The sequence below is a fragment of the Pseudomonas gingeri genome (assembly GCF_013386115.1).
Classification (GTDB): domain Bacteria; phylum Pseudomonadota; class Gammaproteobacteria; order Pseudomonadales; family Pseudomonadaceae; genus Aquipseudomonas; species Aquipseudomonas gingeri.
Genome location: NZ_JACAOR010000011.1, coordinates 150964 through 169624 on the forward strand (window position 1 = coordinate 150964; position 18661 = coordinate 169624).

Genomic DNA, 18661 nt, shown 5'->3' on the forward strand with positions numbered 1-18661 from the left:
GGCAGTGACCCAATCGCTCATGAATAATGTTCGGGGAGTAGAGATATGACGGTCTGGATAGTGGTGTCAATCCTGGCAGTGGTCCTCAGCCCTCTGGCGTGGTTGCGTCCCTCGCGCCGCCAGAGCGGTCAGATGGCCCTGCGCATGGAGGCGCGCCGCATCGGCCTGGGCATGCAACTGGCGCCCCAGGAGTGGCCGCACTGGCTGCCGCAGGAGCCGCCGAGCCCCTGTGCACAGTATCACCGGCCCCGTCGTGGCAAGGAACCGGCTTGCTGGAGCTACTGGCAGACCGAGCCCGGGATCTGGGTCAACCAGTGGCGCGAAGTGCTGGAGGACGAATCCCTGCTGGTTCATTTCAGGACATTGCCGGCCAATGTGTTCAAGGTCGAGGCGGACAGGCAGATGATCGCGCTCTACTGGGGTGAACGTGGCGAAGTGCAGGTGCTGCAGGCCATTGCCGGGGTGCTCAAGGCACTGGCATGAGGCAGGCGGGCCGGGCTGCAACGGCGCCGGCCGACGACTGGAAAAACAGCCAATAAAAAGCCCGACAGGCAGCATCGGGCTGGGGTTGGCCAGGCAGGCCGGTCAATCTGTGTTGCCGAGCTTACGCCTTGTCTTCATAAAAAGCGTCCCTATTTTCCACTAGGCTGTTTCTTGGGGTCTGGTAGGTCTATTCCTGTATTTCCGTCTGACTCGGTCGCTTCGTTTGTTATTGATTTCATGAATGAAGCGCCATCAGGCCGGCTGCTGGAGCGTCCGGGCGCCTGGAAAATGACTGGAAAGTCGCATTTTCAGGGGCGTTTTCGGCAATTGACAATTGCCTCGAATTCCGTGAAGGTGTCCACACCCAAATCAAACGGGCGTATGAATTGAGCGTTTGTCTGATCAGACGGCTCTTACAGAATCCCGACTATCGCGTCGGCGGGTGTGCCTGGCGGCTTGGCGTAGCAGTGACGATGAGGTCAATGCCGGGCCAGAAGTTAGCGTCCGACGTGTACTGTTCAGCTTCCATATCGTGGAGATCAGTTGATGATTTACGAAGGTAAAGCCATCACGGTTAAGGCTCTTGAAAGTGGCATCGTCGAACTGAAGTTCGATCTCAAGGGTGAGTCCGTCAACAAGTTCAACCGTCTAACCCTGAACGAATTGCGTCAGGCGGTAGACACCATCAAGGCCGATGCCTCGGTCAAGGGTGTGATTGTCAGCAGCGGCAAGGACGTGTTCATCGTCGGCGCCGACATCACCGAATTTGTCGACAACTTCAAGTTGCCGGATGCCGAGCTCGTGGCGGGCAACCTCGAAGCCAACAAGATTTTCAGCGATTTCGAAGACCTGGCCGTGCCGACCGTTGCCGCGATCAATGGCATCGCCCTGGGTGGCGGTCTGGAAATGTGCCTGGCCGCGGACTTCCGTGTCATGTCCGCCAGCGCCAAGATCGGCCTGCCGGAAGTCAAGCTGGGGATCTACCCGGGCTTTGGCGGCACCGTGCGCCTGCCGCGCCTGATCGGTGCGGACAACGCCATCGAGTGGATCGCCGCCGGTAAGGAAAACCGTGCCGAAGATGCCTTGAAAGTCGGCGCCGTCGATGCCGTGGTCGCTCCGGAAAAACTCCAGGAAGCCGCTCTGGAACTGATCAAGCGCGCCATTTCCGGCGAGATCGATCACAAGGCCAAGCGCCAACCCAAGTTGGACAAGCTCAAGCTCAACGCCATCGAACAGATGATGGCGTTCGAAACCGCCAAGGGTTTTGTCGCCGGTCAGGCCGGTCCGAACTACCCGGCCCCGGTCGAAGCGATCAAGACCATCCAGAAAGCCGCCAACTTCGGTCGTGACAAGGCCCTGGAAATCGAAGCCGCCGGCTTCGTGAAACTGGCCAAGACCTCGGCTGCACAAAGCCTGATCGGCCTGTTCCTGAATGACCAGGAGCTGAAGAAAAAGGCCAAGGCCTACGACGAAATCGCCAAGGACGTGAAACAGGCCGCCGTACTGGGCGCTGGTATCATGGGCGGCGGTATCGCCTATCAGTCGGCGTCCAAGGGCACGCCGATCCTGATGAAGGACATCAACGAGCACGGTATCGAGCAGGGGCTGGCCGAAGCCGCCAAGCTGTTGGTCGGTCGTGTCGACAAGGGCCGGATGACCGCGGCGAAGATGGCCGAAGTGCTCAACGGCATTCGTCCGACCCTGTCCTACGGTGACTTCGGTCATGTCGACCTGGTGGTCGAGGCCGTGGTCGAGAATCCGAAGGTCAAGCAGGCGGTACTGGCGGAAGTGGAAGCCCAGGTCAAGGAAGATGCGATCCTCGCTTCCAACACCTCGACCATTTCCATCAGCCTGCTGGCCAAGGCCCTCAAGCGTCCGGAAAACTTCGTCGGCATGCACTTCTTCAACCCGGTGCACATGATGCCGCTGGTGGAAGTGATCCGTGGCGAGAAGTCCAGCGAGCAAGCGGTAGCGACTACCGTGGCCTACGCCAAGAAAATGGGCAAGAACCCGATCGTGGTCAACGACTGCCCGGGCTTCCTGGTCAACCGTATCCTGTTCCCGTACTTCGGCGGTTTCGCCAAGCTGGTCAGCGCCGGTGTGGACTTCGTCCGTATCGACAAGATCATGGAGAAGTTCGGATGGCCGATGGGCCCGGCGTACCTGATGGACGTGGTCGGCATCGACACCGGCCACCATGGCCGTGACGTGATGGCCGAAGGTTTCCCGGACCGCATGAAGGATGACCGTCGTTCGGCTGTCGACGCCTTGTACGAAGCCAAGCGCCTGGGCCAGAAGAATGGCAAGGGCTTCTACGCCTACGAGACCGACAAGCGCGGCAAGCAGAAGAAAGTTGCCGATTCCTCGGTGCTGGAAGTGCTCAAGCCGATCATCTACGAACAGCGTGAGGTGACCGACGAGGACATCATCAACTGGATGATGATCCCGCTGTGCCTGGAAACCGTGCGTTGCCTGGAAGACGGTATTGTCGAAACCGCCGCCGAAGCCGACATGGGTCTGGTCTACGGCATCGGTTTCCCTCCCTTCCGTGGCGGTGCGCTGCGTTACATCGATTCGATCGGTGTGGCCGAGTTCGTTGCCCTGGCTGACCAGTACGCCGATCTGGGCGCGCTGTACCACCCGACCGCGAAGCTGCGTGAAATGGCCAAGAATGGCCAGCGGTTCTTCGGTTAAGCGCCCACACTAGAGCGAGAGTGAACTATATGAGCTTGAATCCTAGAGACGTCGTGATTGTCGACTTCGGTCGTACTCCGATGGGCCGCTCCAAGGGCGGCATGCACCGCAACACCCGTGCCGAGGACATGTCGGCGCACCTGATCAGCAAGCTGCTGGAACGCAACGTCAAGGTCGACCCGAACGAAGTCGAGGACGTGATCTGGGGCTGCGTGAACCAGACCCTGGAGCAGGGCTGGAACATCGCGCGCATGGCGTCGCTGATGACCCAGATCCCTCACACCGCGGCCGGCCAGACCGTCAGCCGCCTGTGCGGCTCGTCGATGAGCGCGCTGCACACCGCCGCCCAGGCGATCATGACCGGCAATGGTGACGTCTTCGTCGTCGGCGGCGTCGAGCATATGGGCCATGTCGGCATGATGCACGGTGTCGATCCGAACCCGCACATGTCGCTGTACGCGGCGAAAGCCTCGGGCATGATGGGCCTGACCGCCGAGATGCTCGGCAAGATGCACGGCATCACCCGTGAGCAGCAGGATGCCTTTGGCGTGCGCTCCCACCAGCTCGCCCACAAGGCGACCGTGGAAGGCAAGTTCAAGGACGAAATCATTCCGATGCAGGGTTATGACGAGAACGGTTTCCTGAAAGTCTTCGACTACGATGAAACCATTCGTCCGGAAACCACCCTGGAAAGCCTGGCGGCCTTGAAGCCGGCATTCAACCCCAAGGGCGGTACCGTGACGGCGGGTACTTCGTCGCAGATCACCGATGGTGCCTCGTGCATGATCGTGATGTCGGCGCAGCGTGCCCAGGACCTCGGCATCCAGCCCCTGGCGGTGATCCGCTCGATGGCGGTGGCAGGTGTGGACCCGGCGATCATGGGTTATGGTCCGGTACCGGCCACCCAGAAAGCGCTGAAGCGCGCAGGCCTGGCAATCTCCGATATCGACTTCTTCGAGCTCAACGAAGCCTTCGCCGCACAGGCCCTGCCGGTGCTGAAGGATCTGAAAGTGCTCGACAAGATGAACGAGAAGGTTAACCTGCACGGCGGCGCCATTGCTCTGGGCCACCCGTTCGGTTGTTCCGGTGCGCGGATTTCCGGCACCTTGCTCAACGTGATGAAGCAGAATGGCGGGACCCTCGGGGTCTCCACCATGTGCATCGGCCTCGGCCAGGGCATTGCCACCGTCTTCGAACGCGTCTAAGCGTTTCGTCGATGGAAGCCGGGGCCTAGTGCCCCGGTTTTTGTTTTTCTGAAAATTTTTTTATTTTATTTTGTAAGAGGGCCGATATATGAAATTGCAGCCTGGGCTCTATCAGCACTACAAGGGACCGCAGTACCGCGTTTTCAGCGTGGCACGGCATTCCGAGACCGAAGAGGAAGTGGTGTTCTACCAAGCACTGTATGGCGATTACGGCTTCTGGGTGCGCCCTTTGAGCATGTTCCTGGAGTCGGTCGAGGTTGACGGCGAACGGGTCCCACGCTTTGCTTTGGTGCAAGCCGAACCGAGCCTTTTTTCCAGGCCATGAGTGCCGGTCGCGCAGAACCCTGCGCTTGACCTCACCTTGTTGCCACTATATATAGCGGTGCCGCGCCAGACGCGGGCTGCGCTCTCACTTCAAGCATTCAGGAATTTTCCGATCCATGGGCAAATCGCTGGTCATTGTGGAATCCCCGGCTAAGGCCAAGACCATCAACAAGTACTTGGGTACCCAGTACGTGGTGAAGTCGAGTATCGGCCATATCCGAGACCTGCCCACCAGCGGTTCGGCGAGTGCCGCCAAGGAACCTGCCGCCAAGCGTGGCAAGGCCGCCGCTGGCGAAGCTCCCGTGCTCTCGGCGAAGGAGAAGGCGCGCAAGCAGCTGGTCTCGCGCATGGGCGTCGATCCGGATCACGGCTGGAAGGCCCGCTACGAAATCCTTCCCGGCAAGGAGAAGGTGATCGAAGAGCTGCGCCGGCTCGCCAAGGATGCCGACACCATCTATCTCGCAACCGACTTGGACCGCGAAGGGGAGGCCATTGCCTGGCACCTGCGGGAAGCCATCGGGGGTGACGACAGTCGCTACAAGCGCGTGGTGTTCAACGAAATCACCAAGAAGGCGATCCAGGAAGCCTTCTCCAAGCCGGGCGAACTGGACCTGGACCGGGTCAATGCCCAGCAGGCGCGACGTTTCCTCGATCGCGTGGTGGGCTACATGGTTTCGCCGCTGCTGTGGGCCAAGATCGCCCGCGGCCTGTCCGCCGGCCGTGTGCAGTCGGTGGCGGTGAAGCTGGTGGTCGAGCGCGAACGCGAGATCCGTGCCTTCAACCCGGAGGAATACTGGGAGATCCACGCCGACCTGGGCACCACCAAGGGCGCCAAGGTGCGTTTCGAAGTGGCGCGCGAGAAAGGCGAAGCCTTCAAGCCGCTGAACGAAGCCCAGGCCATGGCGGCACTGGAGAAGCTCAAGGCGTCGGCCTACAGCATCGTCAAGCGCGAAGACAAGCCGACCAGCAGCAAGCCGTCGGCCCCGTTCATCACCTCCACCCTGCAGCAGGCGGCGAGCAATCGCCTGGGCTTCGGGGTGAAGAAGACCATGATGATGGCCCAGCGTCTGTATGAAGCCGGCTACATCACCTACATGCGTACCGACTCGACCAACCTCTCGGTCGATGCCGTGGCGATGGCGCGGACCTACATCGAGAGCGAGTTCGGCAAGAAGTACCTGCCGGACTCGCCGAACATCTACAGCAGCAAGGAGGGCGCCCAGGAGGCTCACGAAGCGATTCGTCCTTCCGACGCCAATACCGAGCCGAGCAAGCTGTCGGGCATGGAGCGTGATGCCGAGCGCCTTTACGAGCTGATCTGGCGCCAGTTCCTGGCCTGCCAGATGCTGCCGGCGCAATACCTGTCGACCACCGTGACCGTGGGCGCTGGTGACTTCGAGCTGCGTGCCAAGGGCCGCATCCTGAAGTTCGACGGCTATACCCGCGTCATGCCGCAGATCGCCAAGCCGGGCGATGACGACGTGTTGCCGGACATGGCCCAGGGCGATGCGCTGAAGCTGATCCAGCTCGATCCGAGCCAGCACTTCACCAAGCCGCCGGCGCGTTACTCCGAAGCCAGCCTGGTCAAGGAAATGGAAAAACGTGGCATCGGTCGTCCTTCGACCTATGCGGCGATCATTTCCACCATCCAGGACCGTGGCTACGTGGCGCTGCACAACCGCCGCTTCTATTCCGAGAAGATGGGCGACATCGTCACCGAGCGTCTGGCGGAAAGCTTCTCGAACCTGATGGACTACGGCTTCACCGCCGGCATGGAAGAGAACCTCGACGACGTGGCCCAGGGCGAGCGCGACTGGAAAAACGTGCTCGACGAGTTCTACGGCGACTTCAAGAAGAAGCTCGAAGTGGCCGAAGGCGCGGAAAACGGCATGCGTGCCAACCAGCCGGTCATGACCGATATCCCGTGCCTGACCTGCGGCCGGCCGATGCAGATCCGTACCGCCTCCACCGGCGTGTTCCTCGGTTGCTCGGGTTACAGCCTGCCGCCGAAAGAGCGCTGCAAGGCTACCGTCAACCTGGTTCCGGGCGATGAGATCGCCGCGGACGACGAGGGCGAGTCGGAATCCCTGGTGCTGCGTGGCAAGCATCGCTGTCCGATCTGCAGCACGGCGATGGATGCCTACCTGCTGGACGAGAAGCGCAAGCTGCATATCTGTGGCAACAACCCGGATTGCGCGGGCTACGAGATCGAGGAAGGCAACTACCGGATCAAGGGCTACGAAGGCCCGAGCCTGGAATGCGACAAGTGCGGCAGTGAAATGCAGCTCAAGACCGGCCGTTTCGGCAAATTCTTCGGTTGCACCAACCCGACCTGCAAGAACACCCGCAAACTGCTCAAGAGCGGTGACGCGGCGCCGCCGAAGATGGATCCGGTGAAAATGCCGGAACTCAAGTGCGAAAAGGTCAACGACACCTACATCCTGCGTGATGGTGCGTCCGGCCTGTTCCTGGCGGCCAGCCAGTTCCCGAAAAACCGCGAGACCCGTGCACCGCTGGTGAGCGAAATCGTTCCGCACAAGGACGAGATCGATCCGAAGTACCACTTCCTCTGTGAAGCGCCGAAGAAGGACCCGGACGGTCGTCCAGCGGTCATTCGCTACAGCCGCAAGACCAAGGAGCAGTACGTGCAGAGCGAAGTGGACGGCAAGCCGACCGGCTGGAAGGCGTTCTACGACGGCGGCAAGTGGAAGGTCGAGGACAAGCGCCAGGGCGCCTGATGTCTGCTGTCTTGCGCCAGCGGGCCCATTGCGGCTCACTGGCGCAAGGCTGGTATTGGCAAGGCCGTGTGAGGACCTGGGTTTTCACGCGGCCTTGGTCTTTTGGGCTTGCGACAAGCCGGGTCGATCCCTGAAACTGTCTGACCCGCCTGTGGCTTTTTTGTCCTGGAGTGCGCCGTCATGGCCAACGAACTCTATACCCGCACCAACCAGAAGATCTTTTACGCGGGCCTTGCGCTCGAAGCCCTGGGCAAGGCCGAGGAAAGCCGGGCGATGAACGCGTTGGCGCTGATCCAGGCCGAGCGGGAAGCGGCGGTGTTCCACCTGTACGGCGCCTTGCTCGGGCTGTGCCATGAAATTGCCGGTTTCTACCGCCTGCCCCAGGCCAATGCCCCGCGGGCCGAGCTGTTGCTGACCCGGGAAGTGCTGGAGTCCATTGCCATTCCGGAAATGGCCGAACTGGTGGAACTGGCGCACAGTCCGCAAAGCTGGCTGGCCCGCCTGATCGCCGCGCACACGGCCTTGTACCTGCCGCCCCAGGCGCCCAGGAAGGCCAAGGGCGACGTGTTGCAGCCGTTGATCGTGGCGGTCAGCCTGGACGAGGAAGAAACCCCGGAGCTGGGGCGTGAGGAGCTGGAAGGCTGGCGGCAGAACCTCAAGGGCCTGGCGATCCGCTTCCGCGATGGCCTGAGCGAGTGCTGATTCAGTGGGTGGGGCTGTAGGCCCCGTCTGTCAGTTGTTCATCAAGCAGTAAAGAAAGCTGTTGAGATCTTGAGCGGGTTGCCACGGATGACTGATATAATCTTGGCCTTTCGTGGAGAACAGACTTTTATGCCTACGTCCTTTCTAGAAATCGTCGAGCTGCCGGACGGCCGTATCGAGCTGCGCCGGGCCGAGGACGAAGGTTCTCTGGTTACCCTGAACTTCTCTGAAGATGCCAAGGCTTTCCTGCAGGGCCAGCACGTCGAAGTGGCCAAGGCCATGTTGAGCGTGGGCGTGCAGATGGCGGGGCGACTGGTGGAAGGCGAGATCGAGAAAGAAGACGGTCCGCGCGTTCTTCACTGAAGCTGCCAACCGTTTCTGTCATGGTTCGTCAATTCTGATCGGCTTCTCTGTCCTGGAGAAGCCCTGCGCGATACGTGCGAAGAGTGCCTGTCTGGCGCTTGTGTCTAGCCCAAACGAATATTCAGGCTTTGTGCGTCACCCTTGCGGGCTGCGCTGATCAATTGCTGGCGAGCACTGCTGCTCAGCGGATTGAGCCAGCTGACCACGGTATGACTACGCCCCAGGCGCAAGGCTTCGCACGTCAGTTGCTGGGCATTCTGGGCGCTGCTGGGTTGCAGCAGCAGGATGCGCTCGCGGTTCAGTCCCGCTTCCCGCAGCCACGCCTGGGTCAGGCTCGAGGGTGGGGCGATCAGGGTCAGCCAGCGGGCATCCTGGTCCTGGCTCAGTTCGCGCAGGATGGGGGCGAGCAGGCTCAGGCAATTCCCGCCACGTAACGACAGTTCGCTGAAGACCTCGGGCTCGGTGCTCCAGGGCGTTTCAACCACCTCCTTGAGAAGTGGGACCAGCGGCTGCGCCATGAACGCTTCGAACAAGGGCAGTTGTGCGTGTTGTGGAGTTTGCGGAAATTGCATGACGCCTCCTTCAGCGGCGAATGACGCCGACACTCAAACCTTCGATGACGAAGTCCTGATCTTTCAGGTTGACTTCGATGGGGGCGAACTCGGGGTTCTCCGCCAGCAGCCAGACCTTGCTGCCTTCGCGCTTGAAGCGCTTGACGGTGACTTCCTCGCCGATCCGCGCCACCACGATCTGGCCGTTGCGGGCCTCGCGGCAGGTATGCACGGCCAGCAGGTCGCCGTCGAAAATGCCGACGTCCTTCATGCTCATGCCGTGAACGCGCAACAGATAGTCGGCCCGGGGATGGAAGAAGGTCGGGTTGATGTTGCAGGATTCCTCGACATGCTGCTGGGCGAGGATCGGTGCGCCCGCGGCGACCCGGCCGATGATCGGCAGGGTGGATTCGTCGGCCTTGGCCTCGAAACCGGGAATGCGGATACCGCGCGAAGCGCCAGGGGTCATTTCGATCGCACCCTTGCGGGCCAGGGCCTTGAGGTGTTCTTCGGCGGCGTTCGGCGACTTGAAGCCCAGTTCCAGGGCAATCTCCGCACGGGTTGGCGGATAGCCGTTGTCATCCAGGCAGCGTTTGATAAAAGCCAGAATCTCAGCTTGGCGTGGCGTCAGTTTTAGCATCTCGATCGCTCTGTCTTTTTATACAGTGACTGGGATTATATACAGTGGAAGGCGCTTGGCAATCCTCCTTTTCAAGGTGTCCGCCGGACGGTTGCCGGGAAGGGGGTCGACAGCCGTATCGGGTGCTGCGCTACAGGCCCCGGTTTCTATGATTTAATACCTGACTGGCTGGCCGCAAATGGACCGTCAGGCTTGACATTCCATGGCCTGAAACGTATGTTTCAAACAAGTGTTTGTCAGGCGGAATAATCATGGCCCAGTCGGAAACCGTTGAACGCATTCTCGATGCTGCCGAGCAATTGTTCGCGGAAAAAGGTTTCGCCGAGACCTCATTGCGGTTGATCACCAGCAAGGCGGGCGTCAATCTCGCAGCGGTGAACTACCACTTCGGCTCGAAGAAGGCCCTGATCCAGGCCGTGTTCTCGCGTTTCCTCGGGCCGTTCTGCATCAGCCTCGACCGTGAGCTGGAGCGGCGCCAGGCCAAGCCCGAGGTCAAGCCGACCCTGGAGGAACTGCTGGAAATCCTCGTCGAGCAGGCCCTGGTGGTGCAGCCCCGCAGCGGCAACGACCTGTCGATCTTCATGCGCCTGCTGGGCCTGGCCTTCAGCCAGAGCCAGGGCCACCTGCGGCGTTACCTGGAAGACATGTACGGCAAGGTGTTCCGTCGCTACATGCTGCTGGTCAATGAAGCGGCCCCGCGTATTCCCCCGATCGAACTGTTCTGGCGCGTACACTTCATGCTGGGTGCGGCCGCGTTCAGCATGTCGGGGATCAAGGCGCTGCGGGCGATTGCCGAGACCGATTTCGGCGTCAATACCTCGATCGAGACGGTGATGCGCCTGATGGTGCCGTTCCTCGCCGCCGGCATGCGTGCCGACAGCGGCGTGACCGATGAAACCATGGCGGCCGCGCAGCTGCGTCCGCGCAGCAAGTCGACCGCGCCGGCCACCGCCAAGGTCTGACGTACTTTTTCACAAGGATTTTCTATGAGTACTGCCCTGCAAGGCTCCCTGATGGTCGATATCGCCGGTACCTGGCTGACGGCTGAAGATCGCCAGTTGCTGCGCCAGCCGGAAGTGGGCGGGCTGATCATCTTCGCGCGCAATATCGAGCATCCGCGCCAGGTTCGTGAGTTGAGCGCGTCGATCCGCGCCATTCGCCCCGACCTGTTGCTGGCGGTCGACCAGGAAGGCGGCCGGGTACAGCGTCTGCGCCAGGGCTTCGTACGTCTTCCAGCGATGCGCGCCATTGCCGACAACCCGAACGCCGAGTACCTGGCCGAGCAATGTGGCTGGCTGATGGCGACCGAGGTCCTGGCGGTGGGACTCGACCTGAGTTTCGCGCCGGTACTCGATCTGGACTATCAGCGCAGCGCGGTGGTCGGCAGTCGGTCCTTCGACGGTGACCCCGAGCGTGCCGCCTTGCTTGCCGGTGCTTTTATCCGTGGGATGAGCGATGCAGGCATGGCCGCTACCGGCAAGCATTTCCCGGGACACGGCTGGGCCGAGGCGGATTCCCACGTGGCGATCCCGGTCGACGAGCGCAGCCTGGAAGTGATCCGCGCCCATGACCTGGTGCCTTTCGCACGCCTGAGCCGGCAGTTGGCGGCGGTGATGCCGGCCCATGTGATTTATCCACAGGTCGACGCGCAGCCTGCCGGTTTTTCCCGGCGCTGGTTGCAGGAGATCCTGCGCGGCGAACTGCAATTCGACGGGGTGATCTTCAGCGATGACCTGTCCATGGCGGGAGCTCATGTGGTGGGCGATGCCGCCAGTCGCATCGAGGCTGCCCTCTCGGCCGGTTGCGACATGGGCCTGGTGTGCAACGACCGGGCTGCGGCGGAGTTGGCCTTGAGTGCCGCGCAGCGGCTCAAGGTGACGCCGTCGCCACGCATTGCGCGGATGCGCGGCCAGGCATTTGCCCGCACCGATTATCGCCAGGAGCCGCGTTGGCTGACTGCCATTGGCGCTCTCAGGGATGCCCAGCTGATCGATTGACGGCTAGCGACCGGTTTTCTTGTCCGGCAGCGGTGCGAACAGGGCCTCGATATCCTCGTTCTGCAGCTGCCAGTCGCCGGCCTTGCGCCCGTCGAGCACACCTGCGGCGAGGTCGGATTTCTCCTGTTGCAGATGCTGGATCTTTTCCTCCACCGTGCCGCGGGCAATCATCTTGTAGACGAACACCGGCTTTTCCTGGCCGATCCGGTACGCCCGGTCGGTGGCCTGGTTTTCCGCTGCCGGGTTCCACCATGGATCGTAGTGGATCACGGTATCGGCTTCGGTCAGGTTCAGGCCGACGCCGCCGGCCTTGAGGCTGATCAGGAAAATCTGCAGTTTCCCACTCTGGAAATCCTTGACCGGTGTCCTCCGGTCGCGGGTCTGTCCGGTCAGCAGGGCGTAGGCCACGTTGCGCTTTTGCAGTTCCGTCTCGATCAGCGCGAGCATCGAGGTGAACTGTGAAAACAGCAGGATCCGCCGACCCTCGGCAAACAACTCATCGAGCATTTCCATCAGGCTGTCGAGCTTGCCGGAGGCACTGCCGCGGGCCGGCAGGGTCGCGCCGTTGACCAGGCGCAGGTCGCAGCAGACCTGGCGCAGCTTGAGCAGGGCTTCGAGAATGATGATCTGGCTGCGGGCCACGCCCTTGCGGGTGATTTCGTCGCGGACCTTCTTGTCCATCGCCAGGCGCATGGTCTCGTAGACGTCGCGCTGGGCTTCGTTGAGTTCAACCCAGTGGATGATCTCGGTCTTGGGCGGCAGCTCGGTGGCCACCTGCTCCTTGGTCCGCCGCAGCAGGAAGGGTTTGATCCGGCCATTGAGGTGTTGCAGGCGGACTTCACTGGCGCGTTTTTCGATCGGCACGCGGTAGTCGCGGTTGAAGCTCTTGATGTCTCCCAGCCAGCCCGGCAGGAGGAAGTGGAACAACGACCAGAGTTCGCCGAGGTGGTTTTCCAGAGGCGTACCGCTCAGGCACAGGCGCTGGCGCGCGTCCAGCTCGCGAGCGGCATGGGCGGCCTTGCTGCCGGGGTTCTTGATGTACTGCGCCTCATCGAGCACCAGCACATGCAGCGGTTGCAGCTTGAGTTTCTCGATGTCCTTGGGCAGCAAGGCATAGGTGGTGAGGATCAGGTCGTAGTCCTGCAAGTGTTCGAAATGCTTTTTGCGCGCCGCGCCATACAGGGCCAGGACCTTGAGCTGCGGGGTGAAGTGTGCGGCCTCGTCGACCCAATTGGGGACCAGGCTGGTGGGCATCACCACCATGCACGGGCGATCGAGGCGCCCGGCGTTCTTTTCGCTGAGGATATGCGCCAGGGTCTGCAAGGTCTTGCCCAGACCCATGTCGTCGGCGAGGATTCCACCGACTTCCAGTTGCCGCAGCGATTGCATCCAGCTCAGGCCTTCGTGCTGGTAGGGGCGCAAGGTGGCGTTGAGTCCCTCGGGAATGCTCGCGTTGTACTCGCGGATATCCCGCAGGCGTTCGGCGAAGCTGCGAATCTGTTCGCCGCCTTCCCAGAGCAGCGGCAAGCCGTCGAGGGGGTTGAGGCGCGTGGCGTCGGCGCTGCTCAGGCGCAGGGTGGTGGTACCGGGTTCTTCCAGGTAGAACTCGCCGAGGGTGATCAGCACCGGCTTGAGGCGGCCGTAGGGCAGCGCTACCTGGAGCGGCCCGTGGCTGCCGTTGGGCGAGGCGGGGATGTTCACCAGGATCAGTTCGTCGTCCCGGCGCCGGGCCAGGCGCTCGGGGTTGAGCAGTTCGGTGTGGGAGCGCATCAGGTTGAGCAGGATCGGCAGCAGGCTCAGGCGCTCGCCATTGACGATGATGCCCAGTTCGAGGTCGAACCAGTCACGTTCCGGCGCTTCGTCGACGGTGGCGTACCAGTCGTCGACGGTACTCAGGTCGAAACCGAAATCCTCGTCGATCTGCAACTCCCAGCCCTGGCTGCGCAGACCCGGCAGCTCGTTGAGGGTGAAGTTCAGCCAGGCGCTGTCGTTCACCATCTCGTACAGCTCGCCGGCGCTTTCCGGCAGGGCCTTGCTTTGACGCGTGGCGATCTTGAAGCCGAGCAGGCGCAGTTGCTCGCGGCAGGCCTTTTCCGCCTCGGGCTGGCGCTTGATGCGCAGGCTCTGGTGTTCCTGGCGCTGGATGATGTCGGTGTTTTTCTGGCCGCTGGCGTACTCGCCCAGGTAGTTGAACGACAGTGCCGCGCGGTGCTGGATATAACGCTGCATGCGCCCGTTGCGCGGTTCGAAGGCGCTGAACTCGACGCTGGCCAGCCACAGCCGTGGTATGGGCTGCACGTCGTCGACGATCTGCTGGGGCGGGGCGGGCGGACGGGCGTCAAGCACGGCCTGCAGCTTCTCCAGCAGTTCGGCGTCTTTTTCCGCGGCCGGGTAGGCCAGGGTCTCCTGGACTTTCAGCAGGACTGCCGCGGTGTGCTTGCAGTTCATGCGAACCGGGCAGGTGCAGTTGGCATCGACGATCAGCAAGGTGCCCTTGGCCGACTCGCGCAGGTGAATGGTCTGACGGTAGACATTGCCGCCGGAACCTTCGCAACTGGCGGTGATGGTGCTGTCACCGGCCTGGACGATCCGCACACGGTTTTCCACGGCGTAGCGGCGGCCACGTTCCAGGCTCTGTTCCTTGAAGCGGCTGACCCATGACGGCGCGAGTGGCTTGGTCATGGAGGGCGTCAGGGACGAGGGCATCGGGTGGTCACTGGTCCAGGTTCTGTGACGGCGCTTCGCGTTTGGAGGCTGACAGCGAGGTCACCTTGAGCAGCAGGGCGAGGTGGCCGCTGTCGAGGAAATTGAGCTGGCCGTTCTTGGTCTGGCTGGTCTGGTTCAGGCGTTCGCTGGCATTGACCACGCCGTTGTTGTCGAAGCGGTTGACCCAGAACTGTGCCTCCACGTCGGTGAAGCGCTTGAGCGTCAGGCTCAGGGTGCCCTCCACCGGGAACTGGCCGAACTGTTCCTCGCCGGCCGTGATCGAGACCTTGCTCGGCTGGTCGCTGAGCGACTGCTGCCAGGCCTTGTGCAGCAATACTTCATAGTTGCCGCTGGCGCCGAGCTTGGCGACCATGTCGTTCAGCGCGGGCGTGCGCTCGTCAGCGGCGGTGACGGGCCTGGCACCCCTGGCCCAGTCCTCGGGAGCCGGCTGGCTCTGGAACGGTTGTTCGAGGTTCTGCCGGACCAGGATCATTTCGACCTGGTACAGCTCGTCGGCAAAGGCTGCCGGGGTGAACAGGGCCAACAACACGGCCAGCGAGGAGATCAGGCGCATACGGCGTCCTTATCAAGCAGATTTCGGGGTGAGGCGCTCGAACAGCGCCTCCAGTGTATTAAAGCGTTCTTCCGCACGTTCCATCGGCACCATGAACTTGAACAGTGTGGCACCTTCGAATTTGTAGCGGTTGGGTTGTCCCTGGATCAGCTTGATCAAGGCCAGCGGATCGACCGGGGTGTCCGCGGCGAACTCGATGCGCCCGCCCTGCGGACCGCCGTCGATCTTCTTGATGCCCAGTTGCTCGGCCTGCAGTTTCAGCAGGGTCAGGCGCACCAGGTTCTTGGTCGGTTCCGGCAGCAGGCCGAAGCGATCGATCATCTCCACTTGCAGGTCCTTGAGACCCTCTTCGTCGGTCGCCGAGGCAATGCGCTTGTAGAGGATCAGGCGGGCATGGACATCCGGCAGGTAATCTTCGGGGATCAGTGCCGGCAGGCGCAGGTTGATCTCCGGGCCACCGCCCAGGGGTTGGTCGAGGTTCGGCTGTTCGCCCTTGCGAATGGACTTGACCGCGCGTTCGAGCATTTCCATGTACAGGGTGAAGCCCACCGCCTGGATCTGCCCGCTCTGGCCGTCGCCCAGCAGTTCGCCGGCACCGCGGATTTCCAGGTCGTTGGTGGCGAGGACAAAGCCGGCGCCGAGGTCCTGGGTATTGGCGATGGCTTCCAGGCGTTTCTCCGCATCGGCGGTGATCTGCTGGCGACCGGGCGTCAGCAGGTAGGCGTATGCCTGGTGGTGACTGCGCCCGACCCGGCCGCGCAACTGGTGCAACTGGGCCAGGCCGAACTTGTCGGCGCGCTCGATGATGATGGTGTTGGCGCTCGGCACGTCGATACCCGTCTCGATGATGGTCGAGGCGATCAGCACGTTGAAGCGCTTGTGGTAGAAGTCGCTCATCACCTGTTCGAGTTCGCGCTCGCGCATCTGTCCGTGGCCGATGCCGATACGGGCTTCCGGCACCAGTTCGGCGAGGTCGGCGGCGCACTTCTCGATGGTCTTCACGTCGTTGTGCAGGTAATAGACCTGGCCGCCGCGCAGCAGCTCACGGAGCAGGGCTTCCTTGACCGTGCTCTTGTTCTGCTCCATGACAAAGGTGCGCACCGACAGGCGCCGGGCCGGTGGGGTGGCGATGATCGACAGATCGCGCATGCCCGACACCGCCATGTTCAGCGTGCGCGGAATCGGCGTGGCGGTCAGGGTGAGGATGTCGACTTCGCTGCGCAGGGCCTTGAGCTGTTCCTTCTGGCGCACGCCGAAACGGTGCTCTTCGTCGATGATCACCAGGCCCAGGTTCTTGATCTTCACATCGTCCTGCAGCAGCTTGTGGGTGCCGATGACGATATCGATCTTGCCCTCGGCCAGCTCCGCCACGGCGGCGTTCACTTCCTTGGTGGACTTGAAGCGGCTCATCACTTCGACGGTCACCGGCCAGTCGGCGAAGCGGTCGCGGAAGCTGTTGTAGTGCTGCTGGGCGAGCAGGGTGGTGGGGACCAGGATCGCCACCTGCTTGCCGCCGTGGACCGCGATAAAGGCGGCGCGCATGGCCACTTCGGTCTTGCCGAAGCCGACGTCGCCGCAGACCAGGCGGTCCATCGGCTTGGCCGAGAGCATGTCGGCGCGCACCGCTTCGATAGTGGTCTGCTGGTCCGGGGTTTCCTCGAACGGAAAGCCGGCGCTGAAGGTCGCGTAGTCGGCTTTCGGGTCGGCGAATGCATAACCTTCGCGGGCGGCGCGACGGGCATAGATATCGAGCAGTTCGGCGGCGACGTCGCGGACCTGTTCGGCCGCCTTGCGCTTGGCTTTCTGCCAGACTTCCGAGCCCAGGCGGTGCAACGGCGCGAGAGCGTCGTCGCTGCCGGTGTAGCGGGCGATCAGATGCAGGTTGGCCACGGGCACGTAGAGCTTGGCGCCCTCGGCGTATTCCATGGTGAGGAATTCGGCGACCTGGTTGTCGATTTCCAGGGTCGCGAGGCCGAGGTAGCGGCCGACGCCGTGGTCGATATGCACCACCGGGGCGCCTTCGCGCAACTCGGTGAGGTTCTTGATCACCGCATCGTTGTTGGCGTCGGCGCGTTTTTCCCGGCGTCGGCGCTGCATCACGCGCTGGCCGAACAGCGGGCTTTCGGCAATCAGTGCCAGGGCCGGATCGTCCAGCACCAGGCCGTCGTCCAGAGGCGCGATGGTGATCGCCAGGCGTTCCTTGCCGGCGGTGAAGTCAGGCCAGCTGTCGACGGTCTTCGGGCGCAGCTTGAGGCGTTCCAGCAGCTCCAGCAGGACTTCCCGGCGACCGGCTGATTCGGCGGTGAACAGCACGCGGCCGGGGAACTGCTCGAGGAATGCGGAGAGCGCCGCCAGGGGCTGGTTGGCCTTGGCCTCGATCGCCAGGTTCGGCAGTTCGCGGGCGGGGAAGCGTTCGCGGCCGACACCGGTTTCCACGTCCTGCTGGCTGGCGATGACCCGCGGCCAGCTTTTCAGGCGGGCGAAGCAGTCTTCCACCGGCAGAAACAGTTCGGCCGGCGGCAACAGTGGACGGGTCGGATCGACGCGGCGTTCCTCGTAGCGGTTGCGCACATCGTTCCAGAAGTTTTCCGCGGCCTGCTCGATGCCCGGCAGGGAGAACACCTGGGTGTCCTGGGGCAGGTAGTCGAACAGGGTCGAGGTTTCCTCGAAGAACAGCGGCAGGTAGTACTCGATGCCGGCGGGGGTGATCCCGCTGTTGAGGTCCTGGAAGATCGGGCAGCGGCGGAAGTCGACGTCGAAGCGTTCGCGAAAGCGCGCCTTGAAGCGGGTGACCGCTTCCTTCTGCAGCGGGAATTCCTTGGCCGGCAGCAGGCGTACCGAATCGACCTTGTCGATGGACCGCTGGTTTTCCGGGTCGAAGGTGCGCAGCGTCTCGATCTCGTCATCGAACAGGTCGATGCGGTACGGCAGTTTGCTGCCCATCGGGAACAGGTCGATCAGGGCGCCGCGCACGGCGAATTCGCCGTGTTCGTAGACCGTGTCGACACAGCGGTAGCCGGAGGCTTCCAGGCGGGTGCGCATCTGCTCGACATCGAGCTTCTGGCCGATATCCAGCACCAGGCTGCTGCCCAGCAGGAACCGGGTCGGGGCCAGGCGGTGCAGCGCGGTGGTGATCGGCACCACCAGCACGCCATGTTCCAGTTCCGGCAGCCGGTACAGGCTGGCGATACGCTGGGAGATGATGTCCTGGTGCGGTGAGAACAGGTCGTAGGGCAGGGTTTCCCAGTCCGGGAAATGCAGCACCGGCAAATCGGGGGCGAAGAAGCTCAGCTCCTGCTCCAGCCGTTCGGCGCTCTGGCTGTCGGCGGTGAGCAGCAGGGTGAAGCGCTTGGCAGCGCTGGCAGCCTCGGCAATGGCCAGGCTCAGGGCGGCACCGGGGAGATTGCCCCAGTGCTGTTTACCTGCCGCGGCAGGGAGTAGCGGTAGACGCAGAACGGGCACGGAAGGTTGAGCTCCAAGCGTTGCGACAAAGTCGGTAATTGTAACGGCCCCGGGTGCCGCCTGTCAGTTGCAGACTGTGTCTATTACAGGTGAAGGGAAATGTAGTGGCTATGACAAGAAATAGCGCTTTTTACCTGAATATGTAGTGCCGCATTGCACTTATGTTTCGGAGGGTTACAGACAAGTGATAGTCGGTGCGCCAAAATGGGGCGCGCTGAAACC

General features: G+C 62.4%; 14 protein-coding genes. 9 read left to right on the top strand and 5 right to left on the bottom strand.

Translation table 11 applies throughout. The annotated features are described in order from the left end of the window. The first annotated feature begins 45 nt into the window (after positions 1 to 45). The 7 genes from HX881_RS21785 (at position 46) to HX881_RS21815 (ending at position 8509) form a co-directional block, all read left to right on the top strand. A complete protein-coding gene (locus tag HX881_RS21785; protein WP_042937144.1) occupies positions 46 to 483 on the top strand; it encodes a hypothetical protein in 438 nt (145 codons plus the stop codon). 546 nt (positions 484 to 1029) lie between these two features. Next, positions 1030 to 3177, top strand: coding sequence for a fatty acid oxidation complex subunit alpha FadB (gene fadB / locus HX881_RS21790; protein ID WP_017129596.1), 2148 nt, complete (start codon positions 1030 to 1032; stop codon positions 3175 to 3177). A gap of 29 nt (positions 3178 to 3206) precedes the next feature. Further along, the gene (gene fadA / locus HX881_RS21795; protein ID WP_040063197.1) at positions 3207 to 4382 is read left to right on the top strand and encodes an acetyl-CoA C-acyltransferase FadA; all 1176 of its coding nucleotides are present in this window, start codon (positions 3207 to 3209) and stop codon (positions 4380 to 4382) included. Between the two features lie 88 nt (positions 4383 to 4470). Continuing rightward, on the top strand, positions 4471 to 4707 hold the full coding sequence (locus tag HX881_RS21800; RefSeq protein WP_177086572.1) for a DUF1653 domain-containing protein: 237 nt from the start codon (positions 4471 to 4473) through the stop codon (positions 4705 to 4707). Between the two features lie 115 nt (positions 4708 to 4822). Then, positions 4823 to 7444: a type I DNA topoisomerase gene (topA, locus tag HX881_RS21805; protein WP_017129593.1), complete on the top strand. Its 2622-nt coding sequence runs from the start codon at positions 4823 to 4825 to the stop codon at positions 7442 to 7444. 180 nt (positions 7445 to 7624) lie between these two features. After that, positions 7625 to 8146, top strand: coding sequence for a DUF6586 family protein (locus HX881_RS21810; protein WP_177086574.1), 522 nt, complete (start codon positions 7625 to 7627; stop codon positions 8144 to 8146). Between the two features lie 129 nt (positions 8147 to 8275). Next, positions 8276 to 8509 (top strand): hypothetical protein, encoded by a 234-nt coding sequence (locus HX881_RS21815; protein WP_010449609.1) that lies wholly within the window; start codon positions 8276 to 8278, stop codon positions 8507 to 8509. A gap of 104 nt (positions 8510 to 8613) precedes the next feature. Here HX881_RS21815 and sulA read toward each other — a convergent pair whose 3' ends face one another. Both sulA and lexA read right to left on the bottom strand, forming a co-directional pair. Continuing rightward, entirely contained in the window at positions 8614 to 9081 is a 468-nt protein-coding gene (gene sulA, locus HX881_RS21820; protein ID WP_017129591.1) for an SOS-induced cell division inhibitor SulA, read from the bottom strand. Positions 9082 to 9091: 10 nt separating this feature from the next. Beyond that, positions 9092 to 9700 (bottom strand): transcriptional repressor LexA, encoded by a 609-nt coding sequence (lexA, locus tag HX881_RS21825; RefSeq protein WP_042937141.1) that lies wholly within the window; start codon positions 9698 to 9700, stop codon positions 9092 to 9094. 251 nt (positions 9701 to 9951) lie between these two features. On the opposite strand from lexA, the gene HX881_RS21830 reads away from it, so the two are divergent. Together HX881_RS21830 and nagZ are read left to right on the top strand one after the other, a co-directional pair. Then, the gene (locus tag HX881_RS21830) at positions 9952 to 10662 is read left to right on the top strand and encodes a TetR/AcrR family transcriptional regulator (protein WP_177086576.1); all 711 of its coding nucleotides are present in this window, start codon (positions 9952 to 9954) and stop codon (positions 10660 to 10662) included. A gap of 36 nt (positions 10663 to 10698) precedes the next feature. Further along, positions 10699 to 11697 carry a beta-N-acetylhexosaminidase gene (nagZ, locus tag HX881_RS21835; RefSeq protein WP_177086876.1) on the top strand — a complete coding sequence of 333 codons (999 nt, stop codon included), beginning with the start codon at positions 10699 to 10701 and terminating at the stop codon, positions 11695 to 11697. 3 nt (positions 11698 to 11700) lie between these two features. Here the strand turns inward: nagZ and HX881_RS21840 are convergent, their stop codons facing one another. The 3 genes from HX881_RS21840 to mfd are packed head-to-tail and all read right to left on the bottom strand — an operon-like array spanning position 11701 to position 18439. After that, complete coding sequence (locus HX881_RS21840) at positions 11701 to 14379, bottom strand: DEAD/DEAH box helicase (RefSeq protein WP_425503531.1); 2679 nt, start codon at positions 14377 to 14379, stop codon at positions 11701 to 11703. A gap of 31 nt (positions 14380 to 14410) precedes the next feature. Then, positions 14411 to 14977 carry a CsiV family protein gene (locus tag HX881_RS21845; RefSeq protein WP_017129587.1) on the bottom strand — a complete coding sequence of 189 codons (567 nt, stop codon included), beginning with the start codon at positions 14975 to 14977 and terminating at the stop codon, positions 14411 to 14413. A 12-nt stretch (positions 14978 to 14989) separates the two neighbouring features. Then, the gene (mfd, locus tag HX881_RS21850) at positions 14990 to 18439 is read right to left on the bottom strand and encodes a transcription-repair coupling factor (RefSeq protein WP_017129586.1); all 3450 of its coding nucleotides are present in this window, start codon (positions 18437 to 18439) and stop codon (positions 14990 to 14992) included. Between the last annotated feature and the right edge of the window lie 222 nt (positions 18440 to 18661).